Annotated in this window: 23 protein-coding genes; 9 read left to right on the forward strand and 14 right to left on the reverse strand. The window is 40.9% G+C overall.

Annotated elements, in window-relative coordinates:
• Window positions 1–105 precede the first annotated feature (105 nt).
• Window positions 106–1,104, reverse strand: coding sequence for a hypothetical protein (locus ESA94_RS19390; RefSeq protein ID WP_129132614.1), 999 nt, complete (start codon window positions 1,102–1,104; stop codon window positions 106–108).
• Window positions 1,105–1,110: 6 nt separating this feature from the next.
• Entirely contained in the window at window positions 1,111–1,326 is a 216-nt protein-coding gene (locus ESA94_RS19395; protein WP_129132615.1) for a hypothetical protein, read from the reverse strand.
• A 105-nt stretch (window positions 1,327–1,431) separates the two neighbouring features.
• Between ESA94_RS19395 and ESA94_RS19400 the strand changes: the two genes are divergently transcribed.
• Together ESA94_RS19400 and ESA94_RS21630 are read left to right on the forward strand one after the other, a co-directional pair.
• Entirely contained in the window at window positions 1,432–2,325 is an 894-nt protein-coding gene (locus ESA94_RS19400; RefSeq protein ID WP_164972802.1) for a LexA family transcriptional regulator, read from the forward strand.
• A 265-nt stretch (window positions 2,326–2,590) separates the two neighbouring features.
• Window positions 2,591–3,301 carry a MopE-related protein gene (locus ESA94_RS21630; RefSeq protein WP_205756022.1) on the forward strand — a complete coding sequence of 237 codons (711 nt, stop codon included), beginning with the start codon at window positions 2,591–2,593 and terminating at the stop codon, window positions 3,299–3,301.
• Between the two features lie 72 nt (window positions 3,302–3,373).
• Here the strand turns inward: ESA94_RS21630 and ESA94_RS19410 are convergent, their stop codons facing one another.
• From ESA94_RS19410 to ESA94_RS19425, 4 genes are read right to left on the reverse strand one after another with little or no spacing between them, the layout of a single operon-like run.
• Complete coding sequence (locus tag ESA94_RS19410) at window positions 3,374–3,994, reverse strand: NUDIX hydrolase (RefSeq protein WP_129132617.1); 621 nt, start codon at window positions 3,992–3,994, stop codon at window positions 3,374–3,376.
• A gap of 44 nt (window positions 3,995–4,038) precedes the next feature.
• Complete coding sequence (locus ESA94_RS19415) at window positions 4,039–4,584, reverse strand: hypothetical protein (protein WP_129132618.1); 546 nt, start codon at window positions 4,582–4,584, stop codon at window positions 4,039–4,041.
• Between the two features lie 17 nt (window positions 4,585–4,601).
• Window positions 4,602–5,282, reverse strand: coding sequence for a lysoplasmalogenase (locus tag ESA94_RS19420; RefSeq protein ID WP_129132619.1), 681 nt, complete (start codon window positions 5,280–5,282; stop codon window positions 4,602–4,604).
• 3 nt (window positions 5,283–5,285) lie between these two features.
• Window positions 5,286–6,188, reverse strand: a complete 903-nt coding sequence (locus ESA94_RS19425) for a hypothetical protein (protein ID WP_129132620.1) — start codon at window positions 6,186–6,188, stop codon at window positions 5,286–5,288.
• A 139-nt stretch (window positions 6,189–6,327) separates the two neighbouring features.
• Between ESA94_RS19425 and ESA94_RS19430 the strand changes: the two genes are divergently transcribed.
• The 3 genes from ESA94_RS19430 (at window position 6,328) to ESA94_RS19440 (ending at window position 8,738) form a co-directional block, all read left to right on the forward strand.
• Entirely contained in the window at window positions 6,328–6,663 is a 336-nt protein-coding gene (locus tag ESA94_RS19430) for a hypothetical protein (protein ID WP_129132621.1), read from the forward strand.
• Window positions 6,664–6,700: 37 nt separating this feature from the next.
• The gene (locus ESA94_RS19435) at window positions 6,701–7,231 is read left to right on the forward strand and encodes an FKBP-type peptidyl-prolyl cis-trans isomerase (RefSeq protein ID WP_129132622.1); all 531 of its coding nucleotides are present in this window, start codon (window positions 6,701–6,703) and stop codon (window positions 7,229–7,231) included.
• Between the two features lie 79 nt (window positions 7,232–7,310).
• The gene (locus tag ESA94_RS19440; RefSeq protein ID WP_129132623.1) at window positions 7,311–8,738 is read left to right on the forward strand and encodes an L-serine ammonia-lyase; all 1,428 of its coding nucleotides are present in this window, start codon (window positions 7,311–7,313) and stop codon (window positions 8,736–8,738) included.
• A gap of 22 nt (window positions 8,739–8,760) precedes the next feature.
• Here the strand turns inward: ESA94_RS19440 and ESA94_RS19445 are convergent, their stop codons facing one another.
• From ESA94_RS19445 to ESA94_RS19465, 5 genes are all read right to left on the reverse strand, one after another.
• Entirely contained in the window at window positions 8,761–9,174 is a 414-nt protein-coding gene (locus ESA94_RS19445; protein WP_129132624.1) for a hypothetical protein, read from the reverse strand.
• 108 nt (window positions 9,175–9,282) lie between these two features.
• On the reverse strand, window positions 9,283–9,705 hold the full coding sequence (locus ESA94_RS19450; protein WP_129132625.1) for a hypothetical protein: 423 nt from the start codon (window positions 9,703–9,705) through the stop codon (window positions 9,283–9,285).
• 44 nt (window positions 9,706–9,749) lie between these two features.
• A complete protein-coding gene (locus ESA94_RS19455; protein WP_129132626.1) occupies window positions 9,750–10,562 on the reverse strand; it encodes an alpha/beta hydrolase in 813 nt (270 codons plus the stop codon).
• 179 nt (window positions 10,563–10,741) lie between these two features.
• Window positions 10,742–13,063 carry a M1 family metallopeptidase gene (locus tag ESA94_RS19460; RefSeq protein WP_129132627.1) on the reverse strand — a complete coding sequence of 774 codons (2,322 nt, stop codon included), beginning with the start codon at window positions 13,061–13,063 and terminating at the stop codon, window positions 10,742–10,744.
• 25 nt (window positions 13,064–13,088) lie between these two features.
• Entirely contained in the window at window positions 13,089–13,667 is a 579-nt protein-coding gene (locus ESA94_RS19465; protein ID WP_129132628.1) for a HupE/UreJ family protein, read from the reverse strand.
• A 217-nt stretch (window positions 13,668–13,884) separates the two neighbouring features.
• Here ESA94_RS19465 and ESA94_RS19470 point away from each other — a divergent pair, with 217 nt between their 5' ends.
• Entirely contained in the window at window positions 13,885–14,343 is a 459-nt protein-coding gene (locus ESA94_RS19470) for a DUF6702 family protein (protein ID WP_317127875.1), read from the forward strand.
• Here ESA94_RS19470 and ESA94_RS19475 read toward each other — a convergent pair whose 3' ends face one another.
• Together ESA94_RS19475 and ESA94_RS19480 are read right to left on the reverse strand one after the other, a co-directional pair.
• On the reverse strand, window positions 14,344–14,658 hold the full coding sequence (locus ESA94_RS19475; protein WP_129132630.1) for a hypothetical protein: 315 nt from the start codon (window positions 14,656–14,658) through the stop codon (window positions 14,344–14,346).
• Between the two features lies 1 nt (window position 14,659).
• Complete coding sequence (locus tag ESA94_RS19480) at window positions 14,660–15,571, reverse strand: DUF2279 domain-containing protein (protein ID WP_164972803.1); 912 nt, start codon at window positions 15,569–15,571, stop codon at window positions 14,660–14,662.
• Window positions 15,572–15,725: 154 nt separating this feature from the next.
• On the opposite strand from ESA94_RS19480, the gene ESA94_RS19485 reads away from it, so the two are divergent.
• Genes ESA94_RS19485 through ESA94_RS19495 form a run of 3 tightly spaced genes read left to right on the forward strand, consistent with a single transcriptional unit; the run spans window position 15,726 to window position 18,479 of the window.
• Complete coding sequence (locus ESA94_RS19485) at window positions 15,726–17,453, forward strand: phospho-sugar mutase (RefSeq protein ID WP_129132632.1); 1,728 nt, start codon at window positions 15,726–15,728, stop codon at window positions 17,451–17,453.
• A gap of 6 nt (window positions 17,454–17,459) precedes the next feature.
• Window positions 17,460–17,774, forward strand: a complete 315-nt coding sequence (locus ESA94_RS19490; RefSeq protein ID WP_129132633.1) for a hypothetical protein — start codon at window positions 17,460–17,462, stop codon at window positions 17,772–17,774.
• A 36-nt stretch (window positions 17,775–17,810) separates the two neighbouring features.
• Complete coding sequence (locus ESA94_RS19495) at window positions 17,811–18,479, forward strand: protein-L-isoaspartate(D-aspartate) O-methyltransferase (RefSeq protein WP_129132634.1); 669 nt, start codon at window positions 17,811–17,813, stop codon at window positions 18,477–18,479.
• An 8-nt stretch (window positions 18,480–18,487) separates the two neighbouring features.
• On the opposite strand, the gene ESA94_RS19500 is transcribed toward ESA94_RS19495, so the two are convergent.
• Window positions 18,488–18,931, reverse strand: coding sequence for a nuclear transport factor 2 family protein (locus tag ESA94_RS19500; protein ID WP_129132635.1), 444 nt, complete (start codon window positions 18,929–18,931; stop codon window positions 18,488–18,490).
• Between the last annotated feature and the right edge of the window lie 121 nt (window positions 18,932–19,052).

Here is a 19,052-nt window from a genome sequence, read left to right on the forward strand (position 1 = left end):
GTTTGATAAACAAAAAACAGCCAGTTCTTTAACAGCTTCAGAACATCTCTCCACCAGTTTTTGGATGATTTTTTTAGGGGGTCAATTTAAAATGGCGGAAGGGGGTTAGTTTGGGTGGTATTTACAATCAGAAACAGTTACAGCAACATATCTGTTAAAGTCGTTGCCATTGCCATCTGAAAATAGAAAGTCGAGATTATTATCATCATGTTCTACCAAAAACAATGGTGCTGATGGCCTTAACCCTTTTACCTGACGGATATACTTTTCGTTGAAAGCACTGTTGCCGTAACGACCAATAGTTATTTCGGATTCTCTCTTCCTGCGCCACACGCCAACAGTAGGTGGCTCAATCATCTTATAATTATTTTTACTTGCCCATACATTGTACATCGCTGCAACCAGCACATCATCGTATTGCATCGGGTTTTCAATAAGCTCCAGCAATTGCGCTTCGGCTACCTCATCGTTAACCTTTGCGGCCTGCTTATTACCATACATCTTATCAATAAGCATGGCATATCCTTGTTCTTTATAAAGAGCTGCTTTGCGTTGGAGGTTTTGGTAGGTTGTGGGAAAATCACCCGGCAACTGTGCATTACCATCATAACTATCAACCATTCCATTCTTCTTTTCAATCTGCATTAACTCGCCAACAAACTGAAAAAATACTGGGGTTTTAATACCAAGGCTTTTAATGATTTTCAGCGATTTATCACCAGCTGCATTTATTAAAGTAAGCCACTGCGCAGCTCGTGTATATTTCTTTACAGTTTTAGTAGGTAAAGAGGAGCCGCCATATCTGTATTCGAGAAAAAAGCGGCTTGCCTCTACGTTGACTTTAAGCATTCCTAAAATAGGAGCCTTAACAACATACCCGTATGGATCACCATACTTTGCCTGTATCAATTCCTTGTTCTTGGGAGATAATTTTTCGTAGCCTACCAATGTTTTACGACGATCTGTTGGGTCTTTAATAATAAGCCACGATTGGCTTTTTCTGAGTGTAGCCTTTTTAATTGTATCCTCACTAATACCACAATTGATACACTCAACTAATTCTATGAAAAGAACATTTTCGTTATTGTATTCAATGAACTTCATGGCTATTTAGTTAAAGGGTACAAGTTTTTTTACTTCAAGCAGCAATGCGTTTTCCTTTTCCTGCAACTGCATATAAAGACTCATTACATCTTCGTTGTGCCTGTCCGAGTTAATAACCATGTACACATACCTCCGTGAAAATCCTGTCAGTTCAGCGATTTTTTTTACCCTCGTGGCTATTTCGCTATCTCTTTTTATTGGTGTACTTACTGTTTTTTGCATACCTTGAATGTTCGCTTTAGTGGAACAAATATATGTGTAGATATTTGGATTAGCCAAATATTTACGCTTTTTTTATTATTCACACCTGTTGATAACATGGATTTTTTGGCTAAAAACTTGAAATTTCTACGTACTTCGAGAGAAGAAAAACAGCACGAAACCGCTGCTGGTATTGGATTTACGAGAAGTCAATACAATAACTGGGAGTTAGGTAGATCAAATCCAACAATTAAGGATTTATTGAAGGTTGCAAAGTATTTTAACTGCACCATTTCACAGTTAGTAGAGGTTGATTTAGAAAATGTCCACCTATCTGAATTTCAAAAAAGCCAAAAAAATACGCATGATGTACACCTAAATGTCCTCCCTTCTGTCCTCCTAAACACAAAAAAGGCCAACTTGGAAGAAGCTCAACACCTGCTTAATGATGATGGTACCGGTAAGGTTTATAGCCTTGGAATGCCCAAAGTGATCACTCTTGATACACAGGGTAACGAGAATGTGGTATTGGTGCCGGTTAAAGCCAGGGCGGGCTACCTGAACGGGTATTCTGATCCTAAATTCATTGAGAAACTGCCTGCATACAGATTACCCGGTATGAACAATGGCACTTACCGTCTATTTGAAGTTGGTGGAGCATCAATGTATCCAACGTTGCACGATGGAGATAATGTAATCGGCTCTTATGTAGAACAGCTGCGGGATGTACGGGATGATCGTATATACGTAGTGGTTACAAAAACCGATGGAGTGGTGGTTAAGCGGGTATTAAACCGGCTTGAAACAGATGGTAAGTTGATATTGAAATCAGATAACTACAAGCATCGGGACGATTACCCTACAATCGTCTGCGATCCGCAGGATATACTGGAGATTTGGTACTGCGTAGGCTTTATTTCTCGCCAAATGCGGCCACCGGCAGAGATGTATAACCGTCTTATTGACCTCGAAGGCCGGATAACCCTGATTGAGGATCAAAACCGCAAAAAGTTAAACTGAAATTAAAGCAAATTGAACGCTACGTTTTTTTTCGGCAAATCGGCATTATGGCCTGAAACCCGCACTGGCTGTGCATTTTCGCACAAAATGAGAGAGTATTGATTTTATATACTATGAATTACCCCCCTTACTCATAACAGCCTGTCAAAAAGAAACGGTTACTGAACAACAGAAGGAGGAAACCGGTGCTTCTATTGCAGCCAGGGGAGCCTCTTCAAAAATTGATATCTGCCATTATGATTCTAAAAAGAATACGTGGAAGACGATGAATATAAATGTTTCTGCATGGCCCGATCACCAGGCACATGGCGATGTAAGATTAGACGACCAGGATGGCGATGGATATGTACCCAACAATAATTGCGGCGTTGGACAGCAAGGTGATTGCAATGATAATAATGCAGCCATCAACCCCGGCGCAAGAGAAATATGTGGCAATGGAATAGATGAAAACTGTAATGGTCTTGATTGGGAAGTGGGTGGTGATTACCAGGATGGAACGATCGCTTATATTTCTCAACCTGGTGACTGGAACTATGTTGCAGGTGAAACACATGGTTTGATGGTTCAAAAACTGGACACCTTTACGCATTATTGGGGTTGTATGGGCTTTCGCCTGGCGGATTATGCTATACCAACTCCTACAGCTCTTGGCTACGGTCATGACAACAGCACCAATATACAATCTTACTGCAGCTATGAGCACCTCAATGAACTAGCCGCTTTTATGGCTAGATTTGGTTTGCCTAAATACCGAGACTCTAATCTAGGTTGGTTTTTACCAACTAAAGATGAGCTGAATAAATTGTACGTAAACAGGGCAGCCATTGGTGGTTTTACCGGCGATCTTTATTGGAGCTCTTCGGAATATGATGCAGACAATGCATGGGTTCAATCATTCCAGACCGGCGGGCAAGGTCCGGGCTTAAAGAATAATCCTGCACCGTTATCGCTTCGTGCTACTAAATATTTTTAGTTGCAGGTAAATATCAGGATAGTTAATAGCTGGTTTAAAAACAGGTGAGGGATTTTTTACTTGCCTGTTTTTTTAATCAACATAAGATTCAACATTATTACTGAGTACTTTGTTGTACAACAATTCCAACTGTGTTTTTAAAATGCGGTTGGTAGAAAGTTCAGGCAATTCGTTAATGGCGAAATAACCGATATCTAATACATCAAATCCTTTTTGCAATGTTGTTGAAAGAGCTTCGCAGTAAAATGCCAGTTTAAACACGTAGTAGGGTTCTGCAGGATGATCGTGTTTGTTTTTATCAAACACAGCCAGCAGATGCTTTACTTCTGCATCCAAACCTGTTTCTTCTTTTATTTCTTTAATGATGGTTTCTTTGGCACTGTAACCCACATCGGCCCAGCCGCCCGGCAAACTCCATTTGCCATCGGTTGATTCTTTTACCAATAGTATCTTTTTATCGGGCGATAAAACCAAGCCACGTATGTCAACCTTTACCGTCGGGTAATCTTTTGCAATGGGTATGCGTTCATGCAATTCATCTGCTGTGTGCTCACTAACGGAGCTTAACAGGCGAAGGGAGATGGCTCTTAATTCTTCGTAACGTTCTTTGTCAAATTCGTTGTTGTGATAGAGCAGGCCAAGATCAGCAATGGAAAGTAACCGTGTAATGTCACGCATCAATTCGTTTGTCATGCGTTAAAGGTAAGAATGGATAAAATGCAGTTGTATAAATTAACTTATTGGTCAAAAGACCAGTCATCAGTTTTTGGTACCGTAAAATCTTTGTGATTCACGATGAGCTGACAATCAGCAAAACGTTGTGCAAGCGTGCTCAGTTCATTGTTGTACTTCTCCGGCTCATCAACACTTATCAATAATGTTTTGAATGCATGCTCCGAATTCAGTTGCAACAGCCCGTTGATGCTGATGGATGTGCCGCCGAGGTGCAACAGTTCAAGCCCTTTAATGTTGTTGATGTGAGCGATAGCTGTATCATCAATTTGGTTACATCCTTTTAAACGGAGTTCTTTAATAAAGCTGAGCTGTGTAAGTAATTCAATACTGTAGTTGGTAATTTCTGTTTCATCAAGGTCAAGCATGTTGATGGATCGTACATGTGTCATCATCAGTTCAATTTCATCATCGGTCACACTATCCCAAATGCGGAAGTTCACACGGTCAAGTTCAGTGGGAACAGCGTCGGGCAACTGCGGTCTACTGAAATACGCAAACGTGCTCCAGAATTGCTGCTCCTTCAGTTTTTGTTTTTTCTTTTTACGCAAGTGAGCAACTTGAAATGTTATGAATGTTGATTGGCAATAGCTCCTTTCACAATCAGATATTGTGCAGCAGCATAAGTGATCATCACCACTAAACTCAATGCAAGATGTTTGTAAGCAAAAAGATTTACGGCAAGCACCGAATCAGAAAGTACAAACAGCAAGGCACCTGTAATAAATAGCGAAGCTGTTTTAGTATGCAGCTTCTGTTTTGTATTTAACGCCAGTAACAGCATACTGCCGATGGTAATGCCATACACCGTTACCGGAATTTTTAACGCATCAAGATAGGGGAAGAGCAACCAGAGAAAAAGCAGGATGTACAGCAACACAGGTATTGCCAGCAAAGGCTTTTGTTGAACAAGTCCTTTTTTGTTTTTTCCTGTTTTTACAAAATAGATGATGTAAAAAATATGTGCCAGTAAAAACGAAACAAGTCCGGGTATGAACATGCCTTCCATTTGCAGCAACACATCACCACCCCAGGAAAAAAACAAAGCTGCAAAAATGAGGAAGAACAGCCCATTGTTTCGTTGTGCAGATGAAAGGTAAAAACCAATCATCAACAATGGCATCAGCAATGGTTTGGTCAACCAGCGTTCTTCTGCTTTATGAAAGCAAATGAACAACAGATCGAGCAGCGCAACAATTGCATAGATGTACCAGGTTGTTCTTGCCATCCGTTGTGCTGCTGCCGTCATTCCTTAATAAACTTTTGCTTTAATGCCGTAAAACTTCTGCAGCGAATCTTTTAAAAATGCGGTATCTCTTAATGGCCTTGCAACATGTAGTATCAGCTGGTAATGTGTACTGTCTTTCATTTCCAATTGCAACTCACGTGCTCTTGATTTATGAAAAGCAATTCTTGCATCGGCTTTTGCTTTTGAAGAAAGTGTTTCAACAATCAACTTAAATGAACTTGTATCAATAGTTGCAGGTGGGGCAATGGTTATCTGTGCAGAATCTTTAAGCATTGTTGAGCTATCGGCTTGCTCCAGGACAGGTGTGTCAAGAGCAGCTGCAGTTTGTTCTGTATTTTCCTGTTCGGTTGTAGTGGCTTGCTTTTTAGGAAATGCTAACCAAACAGCCCAGCCAACCAAAGCAAGTGCAACAATCAACCCCAAAATTAAAATTGGTTTTTTGGAACTTTTTTTTGCTTCATGCGAAAAATCAATTTCTTTTTCATCATCCGGAAGTATTGTACGGTCACGCACATGGTCGGTGCTGATGGAATCAATTTTTTCCAGCACAGGATTCCCCTGTTCAAACTGTAATTGTGTTGTTTGATTTTTTGAAAGAGAGCCGATTCCTTTTATTAAAAAAGGTTTACCGATATTGATGAGCTGCACACCGGTGCTGATGTACGATTCAAGATCGCTCAAAGCCAACGGCTTCATTTTGCCTGTCTGTTGTACAAGATAAGTAAGCAGATCGTCCGATAGCTGGGCTTGCCGGTCCATGGTAAATGTAATAGCACCCTCGGGCCAAACCTGTTCTTTTGTATCGGTTAAGATAACGGAAGGGTCGAGTTCAAAACGACCTAAACCTGGCAGGGTGAGCGACTTCTCTTTGTATAAATACTGGGCTAGTAATTCCTGAATTTTCACGGATATTTTTTTCCAAACTTACTTAAAAACCTTGTTTTCTCATACAGTTCATTAAAACAAGCGTTAACTCATGGCCAAAATAGGAAGGAAGCACAACTCTTGCTGCTCTTACTTACCTACATTTGCACAAAATCGGGTTATGTTGTCGCAGGAGGATAAAGAATTTCTTACGTGGTGGGAAGCAAACAATAAACGGGAGAAAAAGCTCATCACCCAATTATCGGTTGGCTTACCATTGGGACTGGCGTTTGGATTTCCCATACTGCTGAGTGTATTGTTCAGAGGCTGGTATAAAAACATGCCTTACGTATCGGGCTCGCAGCTTACTGTTATTTTAATTGCAGTGCTACTGATCATTGTTTTTTATGCCATCTTCCGTATGCGTTTTAAATGGGAGTTGAACGAACAGCGCTACAATGAGCTGAAAGAAAAACAGGCCAGGGAGGCAACGATAACCGAAAACGAATTGTCTTAATTCAACAATATAAAGAACCGTTATTTATTAAACAGATATGAAAAAACTAAACTTGAAGTTGATGGTTGCGGTAGTTATTGCCGCTGTTTTAATTGGTGCCTGTGGAAAAAAGGATAAGAACGAGTGTACTGCAACAGCAGGCTCTACTGTAGCATCGGATGCGGAAGAGGCGATGGTGATAAAGTATCTCGATTCAATGGGCATTACAACCAGAACCGAATTGAATGGAAGCGGTATGTATTATGTAATTGATACAGCCGGTAACAGTAAGCGTGCAGGTTTGTGTACAAGTGTAACTGTTTCCTACAAAGGTTATTACCGCAATGGTAATGTATTCGATCAGGCAACTGCTGCAAGCCCTGCAACTTTTCCCGAAATTTCAAATTTAATTGAAGGCTGGAGAAGAACATTGCCTTTGCTGGGCGAGGGTGGTGTTATCCGTATGTTTATTCCTCCATCATTAGGTTATGGTGCAAGTGGTTGGCAAAACCCAAACACCGGGCTTTATTACATATTGCCTAATGCAGTATTGATTTTTGAAATGAAACTGATTGCAATAAACGGATAAAAGCAAACTTGTTTTACAAAGCTCTCTGCAAACAGCGGGGAGCTTTTTTGTTTACTTACATTTGTAAAAACTATTGATCGTGGGCTACGAACCTATTTCCGTTTTTGATATGTTTAAAATTGGTGTTGGTCCTTCCAGCAGCCATACACTTGGTCCATGGAGGGCAGCGCAACGTTTTGTGCAATCAATTGAGCTGTTGCAGCCATTACAAAATGTGCAATCGGTGCGTGTGTTGTTATACGGATCGCTTGCAAAAACAGGTAAGGGACATGGAACCGACGTAGCCATCGAATTGGGTTTGTGTGGCGATGATCCGGTTACGTTTGATGTAAACGCTATCGACAGCAAGATCAATGATATTGCGGCCATGAAAAAAATGGTACTGGGTGGCAGGCACGAAATTGATTTTGATCCCACAGAAGATATCGACTTTTTAATGAGTGAGAGTTTGCCCTTTCACCCCAATGCAGTTACATTTCTTGCAATGTTCAGCAATGGAGAATCAGTTGCCGAAACCTATTATTCCATTGGTGGAGGTTTTGTGGTGAAGGAGGGTGAAACAACTACCGGTAAAGCACAGGTGCAATTACCTTTTCCGGTTGATACAGCACAGGACCTGTTACACTGGTGTATGAAAACAGGTATGAGCATCAGCGAAGTTGTGATGGAGAATGAAAATGCCTGGCGCAGCGAAGAAGAAACAAAGCAGGGTATACTTAACATCTGGCGTGTAATGCACGAATGTATATTTAAAGGCTGCCATACAGAAGGCTACTTGCCGGGCGGATTAAATGTAAAACGCCGTGCATCGGGCCTCAACAAAAAATTACTGCATCAAACCGCTTACAAAGATTTTGCTGAGTGGATTGAAATGATTCGTAAAGGGGGCAACGATTTTAAATACACACTCGATTGGGTAAGTTGTTTTGCATTGTCGGTGAATGAAGAAAACGCTTCGTTCGGCAGAGTGGTTACTGCACCTACCAATGGTGCAGCCGGTGTTATTCCTGCTGTGTTGATGTACTATGTTTGTTTTTGTAATGGTCATGATGAAGAGAAGATCATTCGCTTTTTAGCAACTGCTTCCGAAGTAGGCAGCATCTTTAAGAAGGGTGCAACTATTTCTGCTGCAATGGGTGGCTGCCAGGCGGAGATCGGTGTTTCGAGTGCAATGGCTGCTGCTGCATTAACGGAATGCATGGGTGGTACACAAAAGCAGGTATTAATGGCAAGTGAAATTGCAATGGAGCATCATTTGGGTTTAACCTGCGACCCAATTGCAGGGTTGGTACAGGTGCCCTGTATTGAACGCAATACGATGGGTGCTATTAAAGCCATCACCGCATCGCAACTGGCATTACAAAGCACACCCGATTTTGCAAAAGTGTCGTTAGATGCTGTTGTAAAAACGATGTGGGATACATCGCAGGATATGAACCACAAGTATAAAGAAACTGCTGAAGGTGGTTTAGCGGTGAATATTTCTTTGGCATTGCCCGAGTGTTAAACATACTGAACACCCTGAGCATTTATTTCGATAAAATGATCAATCCTCTGTCTGAACCGGGAAGATTACCCACGGTACGATTTCCTTCCATAAAACTAAAACTGCTGTTAACGGTTGCAGTAATATTTTCACGTGCATCGAATGGTGCGCCTGCAAAAAGATAAGTAGCGGTTACGGTATTACCTGTTACCTGGTAAGTGCCTTCTCCTTTAAAACCTGTTGATGAGTCGGGATAGTTCACCGCTCTTACTGTTCCGTTACTTCTGAATAATAATGCAAAGCCTACGGTTGGATAAGTGCCTGAAGCAGCAGTATTTGTATTTTTCTTACCAACCCAGAAACCAACCATCGATGGAGCTTCAGGCGCAGGGCAATTTTTTTTCTTGCAGGATGTAAGTATGAGTATAAAAAATAACAGACAGAGTAGTTGTTTCATCACAGAGATTTAAGGTTTAAAATTAATCTGTGTGATGAGAGTGGTCAATTACACATTCGGGTACTGTAAAAAGTGAGGGTATACAACAACGGGTTATTTATTTTTTGATCATGCTGAGATAGAGAGCCAAAATGGCTCCCAATCCTTAAACTCAACAGTAAAAAAGGCAAAATCTTTGTTTAAAGCATATTCGATTGACCATTCAACTTCAAGGTCAATGCTTTCTGGAATACTTATGAGGCAAAGTTTTAAATCATTTTCCAGGGTGTAATTTTTGCTCTTAGTATCTATTTTTTTAATTTCTGAATTGATGAATTTTTCAATTTGATTTTTTAATACTGCATATCTCTTTTCAATTTCAATCAAAAACTCTCTTTGATTTTTTGAAACAATTTTGTTGACAGTATATATGTTGTATTCAACTTCATAATTTAATGGACTAAACAATTTTGCTCCTAATAAATAGGATTGTTCATGTTGAGATGCTTCTATGAGGGAAAGCTTTCCGAATATCTCATCTTCTATCATCATGTTAGCTTAGTGATGTTTATAAGTTAAAAGAAAGAAGGCAACTATTACTTCCCAAACACTTTCTTAAAAAACAACAAATGGTAATCAACTGCACTTCCCCAATAGGCACCATTGTGTACACCGGGACGTTCAGTATAATCATGATCAATTTTCATTTGCATTAACTTCTGATGAAGGTTGCGATTCACCTCTAAAAAGAAATCACCTAATCCACAATCGATGAGCAGTTTTAATTCACCATTCTTTAATGTTTCTATCTGTGTAATCACAGCATAGTTATCCCAATTCTCTTTATTGGTTGTAATATCGCCCAGCACTTGTTTTATTTGCCAGTTGTTAGGAAAGGGACGAATATCCACACCACCTGCCATTGAACCTGCAAGACCAAACACTTCTTTGTTACGCACCGCAAGATAGAGTGCGCCATGTCCGCCCATACTTAAGCCAGTGATGGCCCTTTTGTTTTTATCAGCAATGGTTTTGTAATTGCTGTCGATATGGGTTACCAGCTCTTTACTTACAAAAGTTTCATACTTCATCTTTGGATCAACAGGGCTATCATAGTACCAGCTGTAATAACCTCCATCAGGACAAACGATGATCATCTGCAACTCATCAACTTTCTGTGCAAGCTGTGGTGCTTCTTTGATCCATCCTGCATAATTGCCACTGTAACCATGCAGGAGATATACAACTGGAAAACGTTCCTTGCTTTTTTTATAATTTTTCGGTGTAATCACCACACATTTAATATCCTTCTGCATGCTGGTGCTGAACACTGTAATCGTATCAACTTTGCCAGCGAAGAGATGAAAAGAGACAAAGAGAAAAAAGAGGAGAGTGGTTAGTTGTTTCATAGTTTGAAGATAAGTATTTGTGTAGTTCAAAATAATTGTCATCCCGACGAAGGAGGGATCTGTTCATCTACATACAATTGCCTGGCAGATCCCTCGTGCCTCGGGATGACAAAAAAAGGGCACAGAGTTTTTCTCCGTGCCCTTTGTGTTACCTCTGTGTTCTCTGTGGTAGAATGTATTTAATTCTTATTCTGTGCTCTCTGCATTGAATTACCACCTGTACTTGCTCCACGTGCAGGACCACCGCCCTGGCGGAACAATGTAAACTTCGATGGCATTTCTTTCACCGGCCACAGGTTATTGCTTTCATCAATATCAGCCGTTTCACGCATGGGATCTATACGGATAGCTGCTACTTCTTTATCCTTGATGAACACTTTCGTAAACTTCTGCTCGTTGAGTTTCCAAACACTTACCGGTACACGGTCAACTTCTTTGCTGCCATCTTTAAATGTCCATTCAACAATCACAGGCATAACCATACCACCTTTGTTGGTAAAGCTTAATTCGTAAAAGTTTTTATTGGCCCATTTGCTTTTGTTTTCGTTGTCGACAGGAATAGCTGCTTCACGTTGCTGTTGTGCAAACTTGCCATCAGCATCCGGGTTGAAATAGTAGTAATCACGCAGGCTTGTATCTGCATCAGTTGCATACACAATGCTCTTGTCATCTTTATTGCGAAGTTTATGCACTGCATCAAATTGTTTTTGCTGGAAAGCAGCAGCATTTGATGCATCGTTGAGTTTAAACCAACGTACACTGTCGAGCGAAATATCTACCGGCTCAGTACCGTAGTACCAACCTCTCCAGAACCAATCAAGATCAACAGCACTTGCATCTTCCATAGTGCGGAAGAGATCAGCAGGTGTTGGATGTTTAAATGCCCAACGGCGTGCGTATTCACGGAAAGAATAATCAAACAATTCACGACCCATTACTGTTTCACGTAAAATATTTAAACCTGTTGCTGCTTTTGCATAAGCGTTCGAACCAACCTGTGCAACGTTGTCGCCCATGGTCATAATTGGTTCAAGCTGATCTTTCGGCAACTTCATGTAATCTGTGATCAAATGTGCAGGTCCACGACGTGAAGGATAGTTGTTATCAAACTCACCTTCAGTTAAGAATTGTGTGAACGTATTCAAACCTTCATCCATCCACCAGTACTGGCGTTCATCACTGTTAACGATCATGGGGAAAAAGTTATGACCAACTTCATGAATCACCACACCAATCATTCCATACTTTGTTGCTTCACTATAAGTGCCATCTTTTTCTGTACGACCATAGTTGAAAGCGATCATCGGGTATTCCATACCTTGCGATGCTTCAACAGACAACGCAACCGGATAAGGATAAGGAATGGTATGTTTTGAATAAATTTTCAATGTATGTGCAGTAACCTTTGTTGAATACTTGCGCCACAAACCATAAGCTTCTTTTGGATAATAGCTCATGCTCATGATCTTCTTTCCTTCAACATAAGTTGGCATTGCATCCCAGATAAACTTGCGGCTTGCACCCCATGCAAAATCACGAACGTTTTCTGCAGAGTAGATCCATGTTTTTTTATCGGTTGATTTATCTTTTTCGTTTGCCTTTGCTTCATCGAGTGTAACAACCTCCACTACGTCTTTTGCAGTTTGCGCCTGTTTCCAACGTTGCTGTTGTGCAGGTGTAAGCAATTGATTGTAGTTCTGGCATTCGCCTGTTGCAGCTACAACAAAATCACCGGGTACGGTCATCTTTACTTTAAAGTTGCCAAAGGTTAATGCAAACTCAGCACCACCGCTGAACTGTGTGTTCTGCCAACCCTGGAAATCGCTGTACACAGCCATACGTGGATAGAACTGGCTCATGGTAAATACAGAGTTGCCATCTTCAGCAAAGTATTCATAACCGCCACGGCTGCCCCAAACACCACGATCAGGAATTTTATAGTTCCAATCGATCTTGAAAACAAATTTCTGTCCGGGCTTTAATGCTGTTGGCAAATCAACACGCATCATGGTTTGGTTGATGGTGTACTTTAAACTGTTGCCGGCACCATCTGTAAGCTTTGTGATCTTTACACCAAGATCAGTTTCTTTTGCTAAACGCCATTTTTCAAGATTCACCAATTGTGCATTGCTCATGGTTGCTTCCATACGGTTGCGGCCGTTACGGAGATAATCATGATCGGGGTGATGAATGTTACCATCAACCTGCAACCACAGGTAAGTCAACGCATCGGGTGAATTGTTGAAATACGTAATGGTTTCGGTGCCGGTTAAACGAAGATTGGCTTCATCCAGTTCAACACTGATGTCGTAATCGGCTTTTTGCTGCCAATACTTTGGACCGGGTGCGCCACTGGCGGTACGGTACTCATTCGGACTTTGAAGTAAATATCCCAGTTGCTCAAAGCGGTTGCCATGATTACTGCCGGGATTACTTTGTGGTGGTTGCGCCACGCTTACCACAGTAAGCAATAAACAACCCATTAAAAAACGAATATGCATAGTTCAGATTTTTTCTCAATGCTTATTAAAACGGTATACGATCCAGTGCCATTACAAGCGATAATGCTGCAATACCACCTGTTACAAATAACATCCACTCTCTGCGCAGCACATTAAACACTTGTATAAATACAAATGCCACTAACAATACTGCAGCAACAATCAGTAACTGGCCAATTTCCAAACCAAGATTGAAAGCCAGTAACTGCGTAACAATTGTTTCGCTTTTGCCGAGCATGCTCTTCAGGTAATTGCTGAAACCAAGCCCATGTATGCAGCCAAACAACAAAGCGGCAATATAACGCAGCTTTGGCTGATGGACGGTTTCTTTTTTTTGCAGGATATTTCCCAGTGAGGTCAGCAAAATGGTAACCGGTATCAAAAACTCAATCCATTTACTGGAAATAAGGATGGCGTCAAATACGCTTAATGCAAGCGTAACCGAATGACCAATTGTAAAAGCGGTTACAAGTACCAGTATTTTTTTCCAGTCTTTTGCAAAGTAGGGCAGGCAGAGGGCCATGATAAAAAGGATATGATCGTACCCTTTCCAATCTGTAATATGATAGAAGCCTTCCCTTAAATAAAAACCAAAATCCTCCATTTTTTACTGCAGTGGTGGTTGAAGCTGGAAAATAAAGCAGAAGTTTGTACCCTTAAAATTTAATCGGTTAATGGTGGCAGTATTATATAAGCGGCTTGTTGAAGGCAAGTGGAGAGTGGGGAGTTGGGAGTGGTCAGTGGTGAGTCGACAGTCAACAGTCGACAGTCGACTATTGTCCGCCGTTCGTGGTCTGTTGTCTATGGTCTGTGGTCTTTTGATGCTATCGGCTTTCTCCCTTCATCCTTACTACATGAGCGTAACGGAAATAGAATACAAACCTGCCGAAAAAGAAGTGCAGATTGCCTGTAAAATTTTCACCGACGACCTGGAAGAAGCATTAAAAAGAGAGTTTAATAAAAAGGTTGATATTGTAAATGCTGCGCAAAAGAAAGAGAACGAACAACTGCTGCAACGTTATCTGCAAAAACATTTAAAACTTCAGCTCGATAATAAAACGCTTGCTTTAGAATTTTTTGGTTTTGAAGAAGAAGGGGAGGCAATATGGATTTACCTGCTTGCAAAAAATGTAGCAGCATTCAAATCGGCCAATGTGTTTAACGATGTATTGTATAGCTACAGGGAAGATCAGCTTAACATCATTCACTTCAAAAACAAAAACGAACGGAAAAGCTATCGCCTCAATTACCCTAATAACCAGGTTGTGTTTAACTGGTAATTAAAAAGCGTTGAGATAAATTTTTGCAGTAAGAAAAAGAATGGCAAAAAGTGTAAGCCACAACAGGTAATAATACACAGTTGCTTTTTGCTGAAATACAAGATGCTTTTTTTGATCGATACTTACAGCCCTTAATCTCGATTGCAGCAGGGGTTTTAGTTTAAGCACGATCGAAAGAAAACGATTGCCAAAAGAAACGGGTCTGTTTTTATCGTGCTTTGCATTTAACCGTTCGTACCCCGCCATAAGCAAAGCTCTCAGCAGGTAAAAAAACATAAACAAAGCAATCATTCCATATAACATTAAGTTAAGCATACTAAAACTGAATGGGTTTTAATGTAAGCTTCCTGTTTGTATTGTATTCAATAGCAGGGGCCGGAATTTTAAAATATTGTAATGAAAACAAAGGCGCATTTAAAGCCTGTGCCGAACGTATACGATGCAGATCGGCATCGGCAGCCAGGTAAAACTGCCGGCTGCGTTTAAACGAAGGTATTGCTTTGCCGTTTATCTCAAAAGGGTTTTGCCTTGCGCCAATCATTCCATCGGCACCAATACCTGCAGCTGCATTTAACCACACGGGAAAGTTACTTTCGGTTTTCATAAACGAACGCAGGTTTACACTCAGCCAATAGGTTTGCCCGTTGTAATCTTTCATTAAACGTTCGGCCCATTTTGTACCAAGTTGTTTGGGATTATAGATGGCATAGGGCGAAAAACTTGCAGAAAATTTTAAACCCATCCGCTGTTGGCCCCAACCTTTTTGCTGTGCTGCAAATAAACCAATACCTGAGAGGTTGGCAACCATATCGCCACCCGAAAAACCCCAGTCTCTGCTAAACCCATCCATCACCTCAACAATACTTAAAAAAGCAAGCGATGTAAGTGCACTGCCAAGAATAGCCTGGTTAGGTTTTACACCGCTCCAACGCAACAGATCGTGTTGCATGGTGGAAATATTGTAAGCAGTGGTGGCATGCCCCATCTTATCCATCTGCAACCATTCCCTGTTATCGTTAAGGAAATGAAATTTACTTGCAGGATATTTTTTGTACCAGAGAAAATAAAGCCCGATGGATGTTAGAACAAAAATGGCCGATTCGGTAAACACAACTTTGCGAAAACGATCGGGACGAAACTGCTCGCTTGGTGGAAGAAAATACTGTTGCGCAGGCAGCTGCTGAAACGAAAGTGCAGCCAATAAAAACAGTAATATCAGTTTCTTCATATATAAACGGCGGGTGAACACTTGCAAAATACGTAAGCTGCGGCAAATACACATCAATACAAACAACCGTTTTCAAAGCAATACAAAATCATCATTGCTGCTTTTTGATTGTTAGCTGCCAAATCCTACATTTGAATCTCTAAAAACAAACTGTATGCAAGCAACGATTCAGGCCAATGTGCAAAAGTGGCTCGATGGTAATTTCGAGCAACCGGTAAAAGATGAAATAAAAAAACTGCAACAGGATCATCCCGATGAGCTGGCTGATTCGTTTTACCGCAACCTGGAGTTTGGTACCGGCGGCTTACGTGGTATTATGGGTATTGGCACCAACCGTATGAACAAGTACACGGTGGGTATGGCTACACAGGGTTATGCAAATTATCTCAATAAAAGTTTTGGCGAAGGCAATGTAAAAGTGGTGGTTGGTCACGACAGCCGTAATAACAGCAGGCTCTTTGCTGAGATTGTTGCAAACGTAATGGGTGCAAACGGTATTAAAGTGTTTTTGTTTGAAGCATTACGTCCCACACCGGAGTTGAGTTTTGCTATCCGTCATTTGGGTTGCCAGGGTGGTGTTGTTTGTACAGCATCGCACAATCCAAAAGAATACAACGGTTACAAAGCCTATTGGAATGATGGCGGACAGTTGGTGCCACCACACGATAAAAATGTAATTACCGAAGTAGATAAAATTGCCGGTGTTGATGATGTAAAATGGAGTGGTGGTGAAAGTAATATCACCTTGATTGGAAGAGCTATCGATGAAGCGTATATGCAGATGGTGCAAAGCCTCAGCGTATATCCTGAAGTGTGTAAAGCACAACATGATCTCAAAATTGTGTACACATCCATCCACGGTACAGGTATTACACTCGTACCCGAAGTGTTGCAGCGTTTTGGTTTTACCAACGTAACTATTGTTGATGAACAGAAAGAACCCAATGGTAATTTCCCAACAGTAGTGTATCCCAACCCGGAAGAAGCAGAAGCCATGAATATTGGTTTGAACAAAGCCAAAGCATTGGACGCAGATATTTTATTGGGTACTGACCCAGACAGCGATCGTGTAGGTATTGGTGTAAAAGATCACAACGGTAACTGGGTGCTCATGAATGGTAACCAAACAGCTGTGCTTGCTTTCAACTATATGATTGAAGCACGCAAAGCAAAAGGCATCAATCAACCGAACGATATGGTGGTGAAAACCATTGTTACCACCGAAATGATCGATACCATTGCCAAAGCAAGTAACATCAACTGCTACAATGTACTTACCGGTTTTAAATGGATTGCTGAACTCATTAAGGAAAAAGAAGCAACAGAAAACTATATTGTTGGTGGTGAAGAAAGTTATGGTTTGATGATCGGCAGTCAGCTGCGTGATAAAGATGCCATCAGTGCGGTTGCATTGTTGTGCGAAATGGCAGCTTATGAAAAAAATAAAGGCCGCAGTCTGTATCAGAAAATGATCGACCTGTATGTGCAGTATGGTTTTTATAAAGAAAGCCTGATTTCTATTACCAAGAAGGGCATGAACGGACAGGCAGAAATTGCAGCAATGATGGAAGGTTACCGTACCAATACGCCAACCGTCATCAATGGTTCGGCTGTAGTACAGTTGCTCGATTACCAATTGCAGAAAGGTAAGAATGTGCAGACAGGTGAGGAGTGGATCATCACTTTACCAAAATCGAATGTGCTGCAGTTTGTATTGGCCGATGGCAGTAAAATTTCTGCACGACCAAGCGGTACCGAGCCAAAAATCAAATTCTACTTTAGTGTAAATGCAGCGCTCGATAAAGCGGAAAACTTTGATGCAGTACATCAACAGTTGAATGATAAGATCGATGGTATTATTAAGGATATGCAGTTGAAGTAATACAATATGATCGATTATGATAAAAAAATAGGGAAGCTGCAACGGCGTAGAACCATCTACCTTGTTACAGCTTCCTTTTTAATTTGCCTTAATCTTTTACTCGATCTTATCAGTTTAATTGAGGGAGAGTTTAAGAGAAACTACAATCAGGATGCAATGAGTAAGAATGTGGGTTACTTCCTAGGCTCACATATTTTTATTTTGTTTGGATTGCTGCTGGTTTACCGGGTAACAAAAATTACCAGGCGAATTAAATCGCTGCAGCAATTGCAGCTAAACGATATAGTTGACGCTGTAGGAAGTGATGCAGTAAAAGAATAATTCTTCGGTTTCGAATCTGTATCTTGCACCCGCTTTATGAGACGATTTGAAGATACTTACCGCCACAAGGGTCTGCGCAAAAAACTGGTTGACTTACTCCGCACAAAAGGAATTACAGACGAACGTGTGCTGGAAGCTATCAATACAATTCCCCGGCATTATTTTTTAGATACCGCCTTTGATGAAATTGCATACGAAGACCGTGCATTTCCCATTGCTGAAGGGCAAACCATTTCGCAACCGTATACAGTAGCCTATCAAAGTCAGCTGTTGGAAATAAAGCCGTACGATAAAGTATTGGAGATAGGCACCGGCAGTGCTTACCAGGCATGTGTATTGGCTGAGTTAAATGCACAGGTGTACACCATTGAACGCCAGAAAAAACTTTTTGATTTTAATAAAGCATCCTTTCCTTTCTTAAAGAAATACCTCAACATTAAATTCTTTTACGGCGATGGGTTTGAAGGCTTGCCTACGTTTGCCCCGTTTGATAAAGTAATTATTACAGCAGCTGCGCCGTTTGTACCGCCGAAACTTATTGAACAAATGAAGACAGGTGGAAAGATGGTGATACCGGTTGATGAAGGCGAAGAAATTCAACGCATGAAACGTTTAACCAAACAGGCCGATGGTTCTTATACGGAAGAAGTATTTGAACAGTTCTCGTTTGTACCGATGCTGGGTGGAAAGCAGAATGGGAAATAAATATGGTTTCAGTTAATTGAAACAATCGTTGCCTGTCTTGCAGTTAATTTCCAATCACCCTTTTCTTTTGTCCAGATATTAGTAAACCTTCTCTTTACCGTTTTGCCCGCATTTTGTGAACCAGCCTGCGGAATAAGTGTTTCTAAACCCATCACCACGGCCATTCCATTTACAAAAGAAATGTTTTCGATTTTTCGTTCAAAGCTGGTATAGTTGATCTTCCCTTGCCTTATTCTCTCCATGATCTGCTGGAAGCCAACAATCGCATTTTCTGGATTCTGAACCACAATTTTTTTTGACATCACTTCAGCCAAAACGGTTGTGTCTGATTTCAAGATCGCTTCACGTTCCTTGTCTTCCAGTTTTCTGAGCAGCGCCTCATCGTTTTTTTGTGCAAATGAACTAAGGCTAAACAAAAGGAGGGCTAAAACGAATAAAGTTTTGCGCTTCATGGCGTGTGTGTTGATTGATGATGAAACGAAACCAAAGTACAAGGTAAGAAAATACCAGAATTATACTGATCACAATCAGCCTATCATTCTCTTTTCCTTCTTACCCAGCTTTTAATTTTGC

The organism is Lacibacter luteus, assembly GCF_004118265.1.
Taxonomy (GTDB): Bacteria; Bacteroidota; Bacteroidia; order Chitinophagales; family Chitinophagaceae; genus Lacibacter; species Lacibacter luteus.

What these genes read in the sequence shown, in the direction of transcription:
- ESA94_RS19390 (WP_129132614.1), bottom strand. Translation starts at nt 1,104, where the DNA reads ATGAAGTTCATTGAATACAATAACGAAAATGTTCTTTTCATAGAATTA.
- ESA94_RS19395 (WP_129132615.1), bottom strand. Translation starts at nt 1,326, where the DNA reads ATGCAAAAAACAGTAAGTACACCAATAAAAAGAGATAGCGAAATAGCC.
- ESA94_RS21630 (WP_205756022.1), top strand. Translation starts at nt 2,591, where the DNA reads ATGAATATAAATGTTTCTGCATGGCCCGATCACCAGGCACATGGCGAT.
- ESA94_RS19410 (WP_129132617.1), bottom strand. Translation starts at nt 3,994, where the DNA reads ATGACAAACGAATTGATGCGTGACATTACACGGTTACTTTCCATTGCT.
- ESA94_RS19420 (WP_129132619.1), bottom strand. Translation starts at nt 5,282, where the DNA reads ATGACGGCAGCAGCACAACGGATGGCAAGAACAACCTGGTACATCTAT.
- ESA94_RS19430 (WP_129132621.1), top strand. Translation starts at nt 6,328, where the DNA reads ATGTTGTCGCAGGAGGATAAAGAATTTCTTACGTGGTGGGAAGCAAAC.
- ESA94_RS19435 (WP_129132622.1), top strand. Translation starts at nt 6,701, where the DNA reads ATGAAAAAACTAAACTTGAAGTTGATGGTTGCGGTAGTTATTGCCGCT.
- ESA94_RS19445 (WP_129132624.1), bottom strand. Translation starts at nt 9,174, where the DNA reads ATGAAACAACTACTCTGTCTGTTATTTTTTATACTCATACTTACATCC.
- ESA94_RS19450 (WP_129132625.1), bottom strand. Translation starts at nt 9,705, where the DNA reads ATGATGATAGAAGATGAGATATTCGGAAAGCTTTCCCTCATAGAAGCA.
- ESA94_RS19455 (WP_129132626.1), bottom strand. Translation starts at nt 10,562, where the DNA reads ATGAAACAACTAACCACTCTCCTCTTTTTTCTCTTTGTCTCTTTTCAT.
- ESA94_RS19460 (WP_129132627.1), bottom strand. Translation starts at nt 13,063, where the DNA reads ATGCATATTCGTTTTTTAATGGGTTGTTTATTGCTTACTGTGGTAAGC.
- ESA94_RS19465 (WP_129132628.1), bottom strand. Translation starts at nt 13,667, where the DNA reads ATGGAGGATTTTGGTTTTTATTTAAGGGAAGGCTTCTATCATATTACA.
- ESA94_RS19470 (WP_317127875.1), top strand. Translation starts at nt 13,885, where the DNA reads ATGCTATCGGCTTTCTCCCTTCATCCTTACTACATGAGCGTAACGGAA.
- ESA94_RS19475 (WP_129132630.1), bottom strand. Translation starts at nt 14,658, where the DNA reads ATGCTTAACTTAATGTTATATGGAATGATTGCTTTGTTTATGTTTTTT.
- ESA94_RS19480 (WP_164972803.1), bottom strand. Translation starts at nt 15,571, where the DNA reads ATGAAGAAACTGATATTACTGTTTTTATTGGCTGCACTTTCGTTTCAG.
- ESA94_RS19485 (WP_129132632.1), top strand. Translation starts at nt 15,726, where the DNA reads ATGCAAGCAACGATTCAGGCCAATGTGCAAAAGTGGCTCGATGGTAAT.
- ESA94_RS19490 (WP_129132633.1), top strand. Translation starts at nt 17,460, where the DNA reads ATGATCGATTATGATAAAAAAATAGGGAAGCTGCAACGGCGTAGAACC.
- ESA94_RS19495 (WP_129132634.1), top strand. Translation starts at nt 17,811, where the DNA reads ATGAGACGATTTGAAGATACTTACCGCCACAAGGGTCTGCGCAAAAAA.
- ESA94_RS19500 (WP_129132635.1), bottom strand. Translation starts at nt 18,931, where the DNA reads ATGAAGCGCAAAACTTTATTCGTTTTAGCCCTCCTTTTGTTTAGCCTT.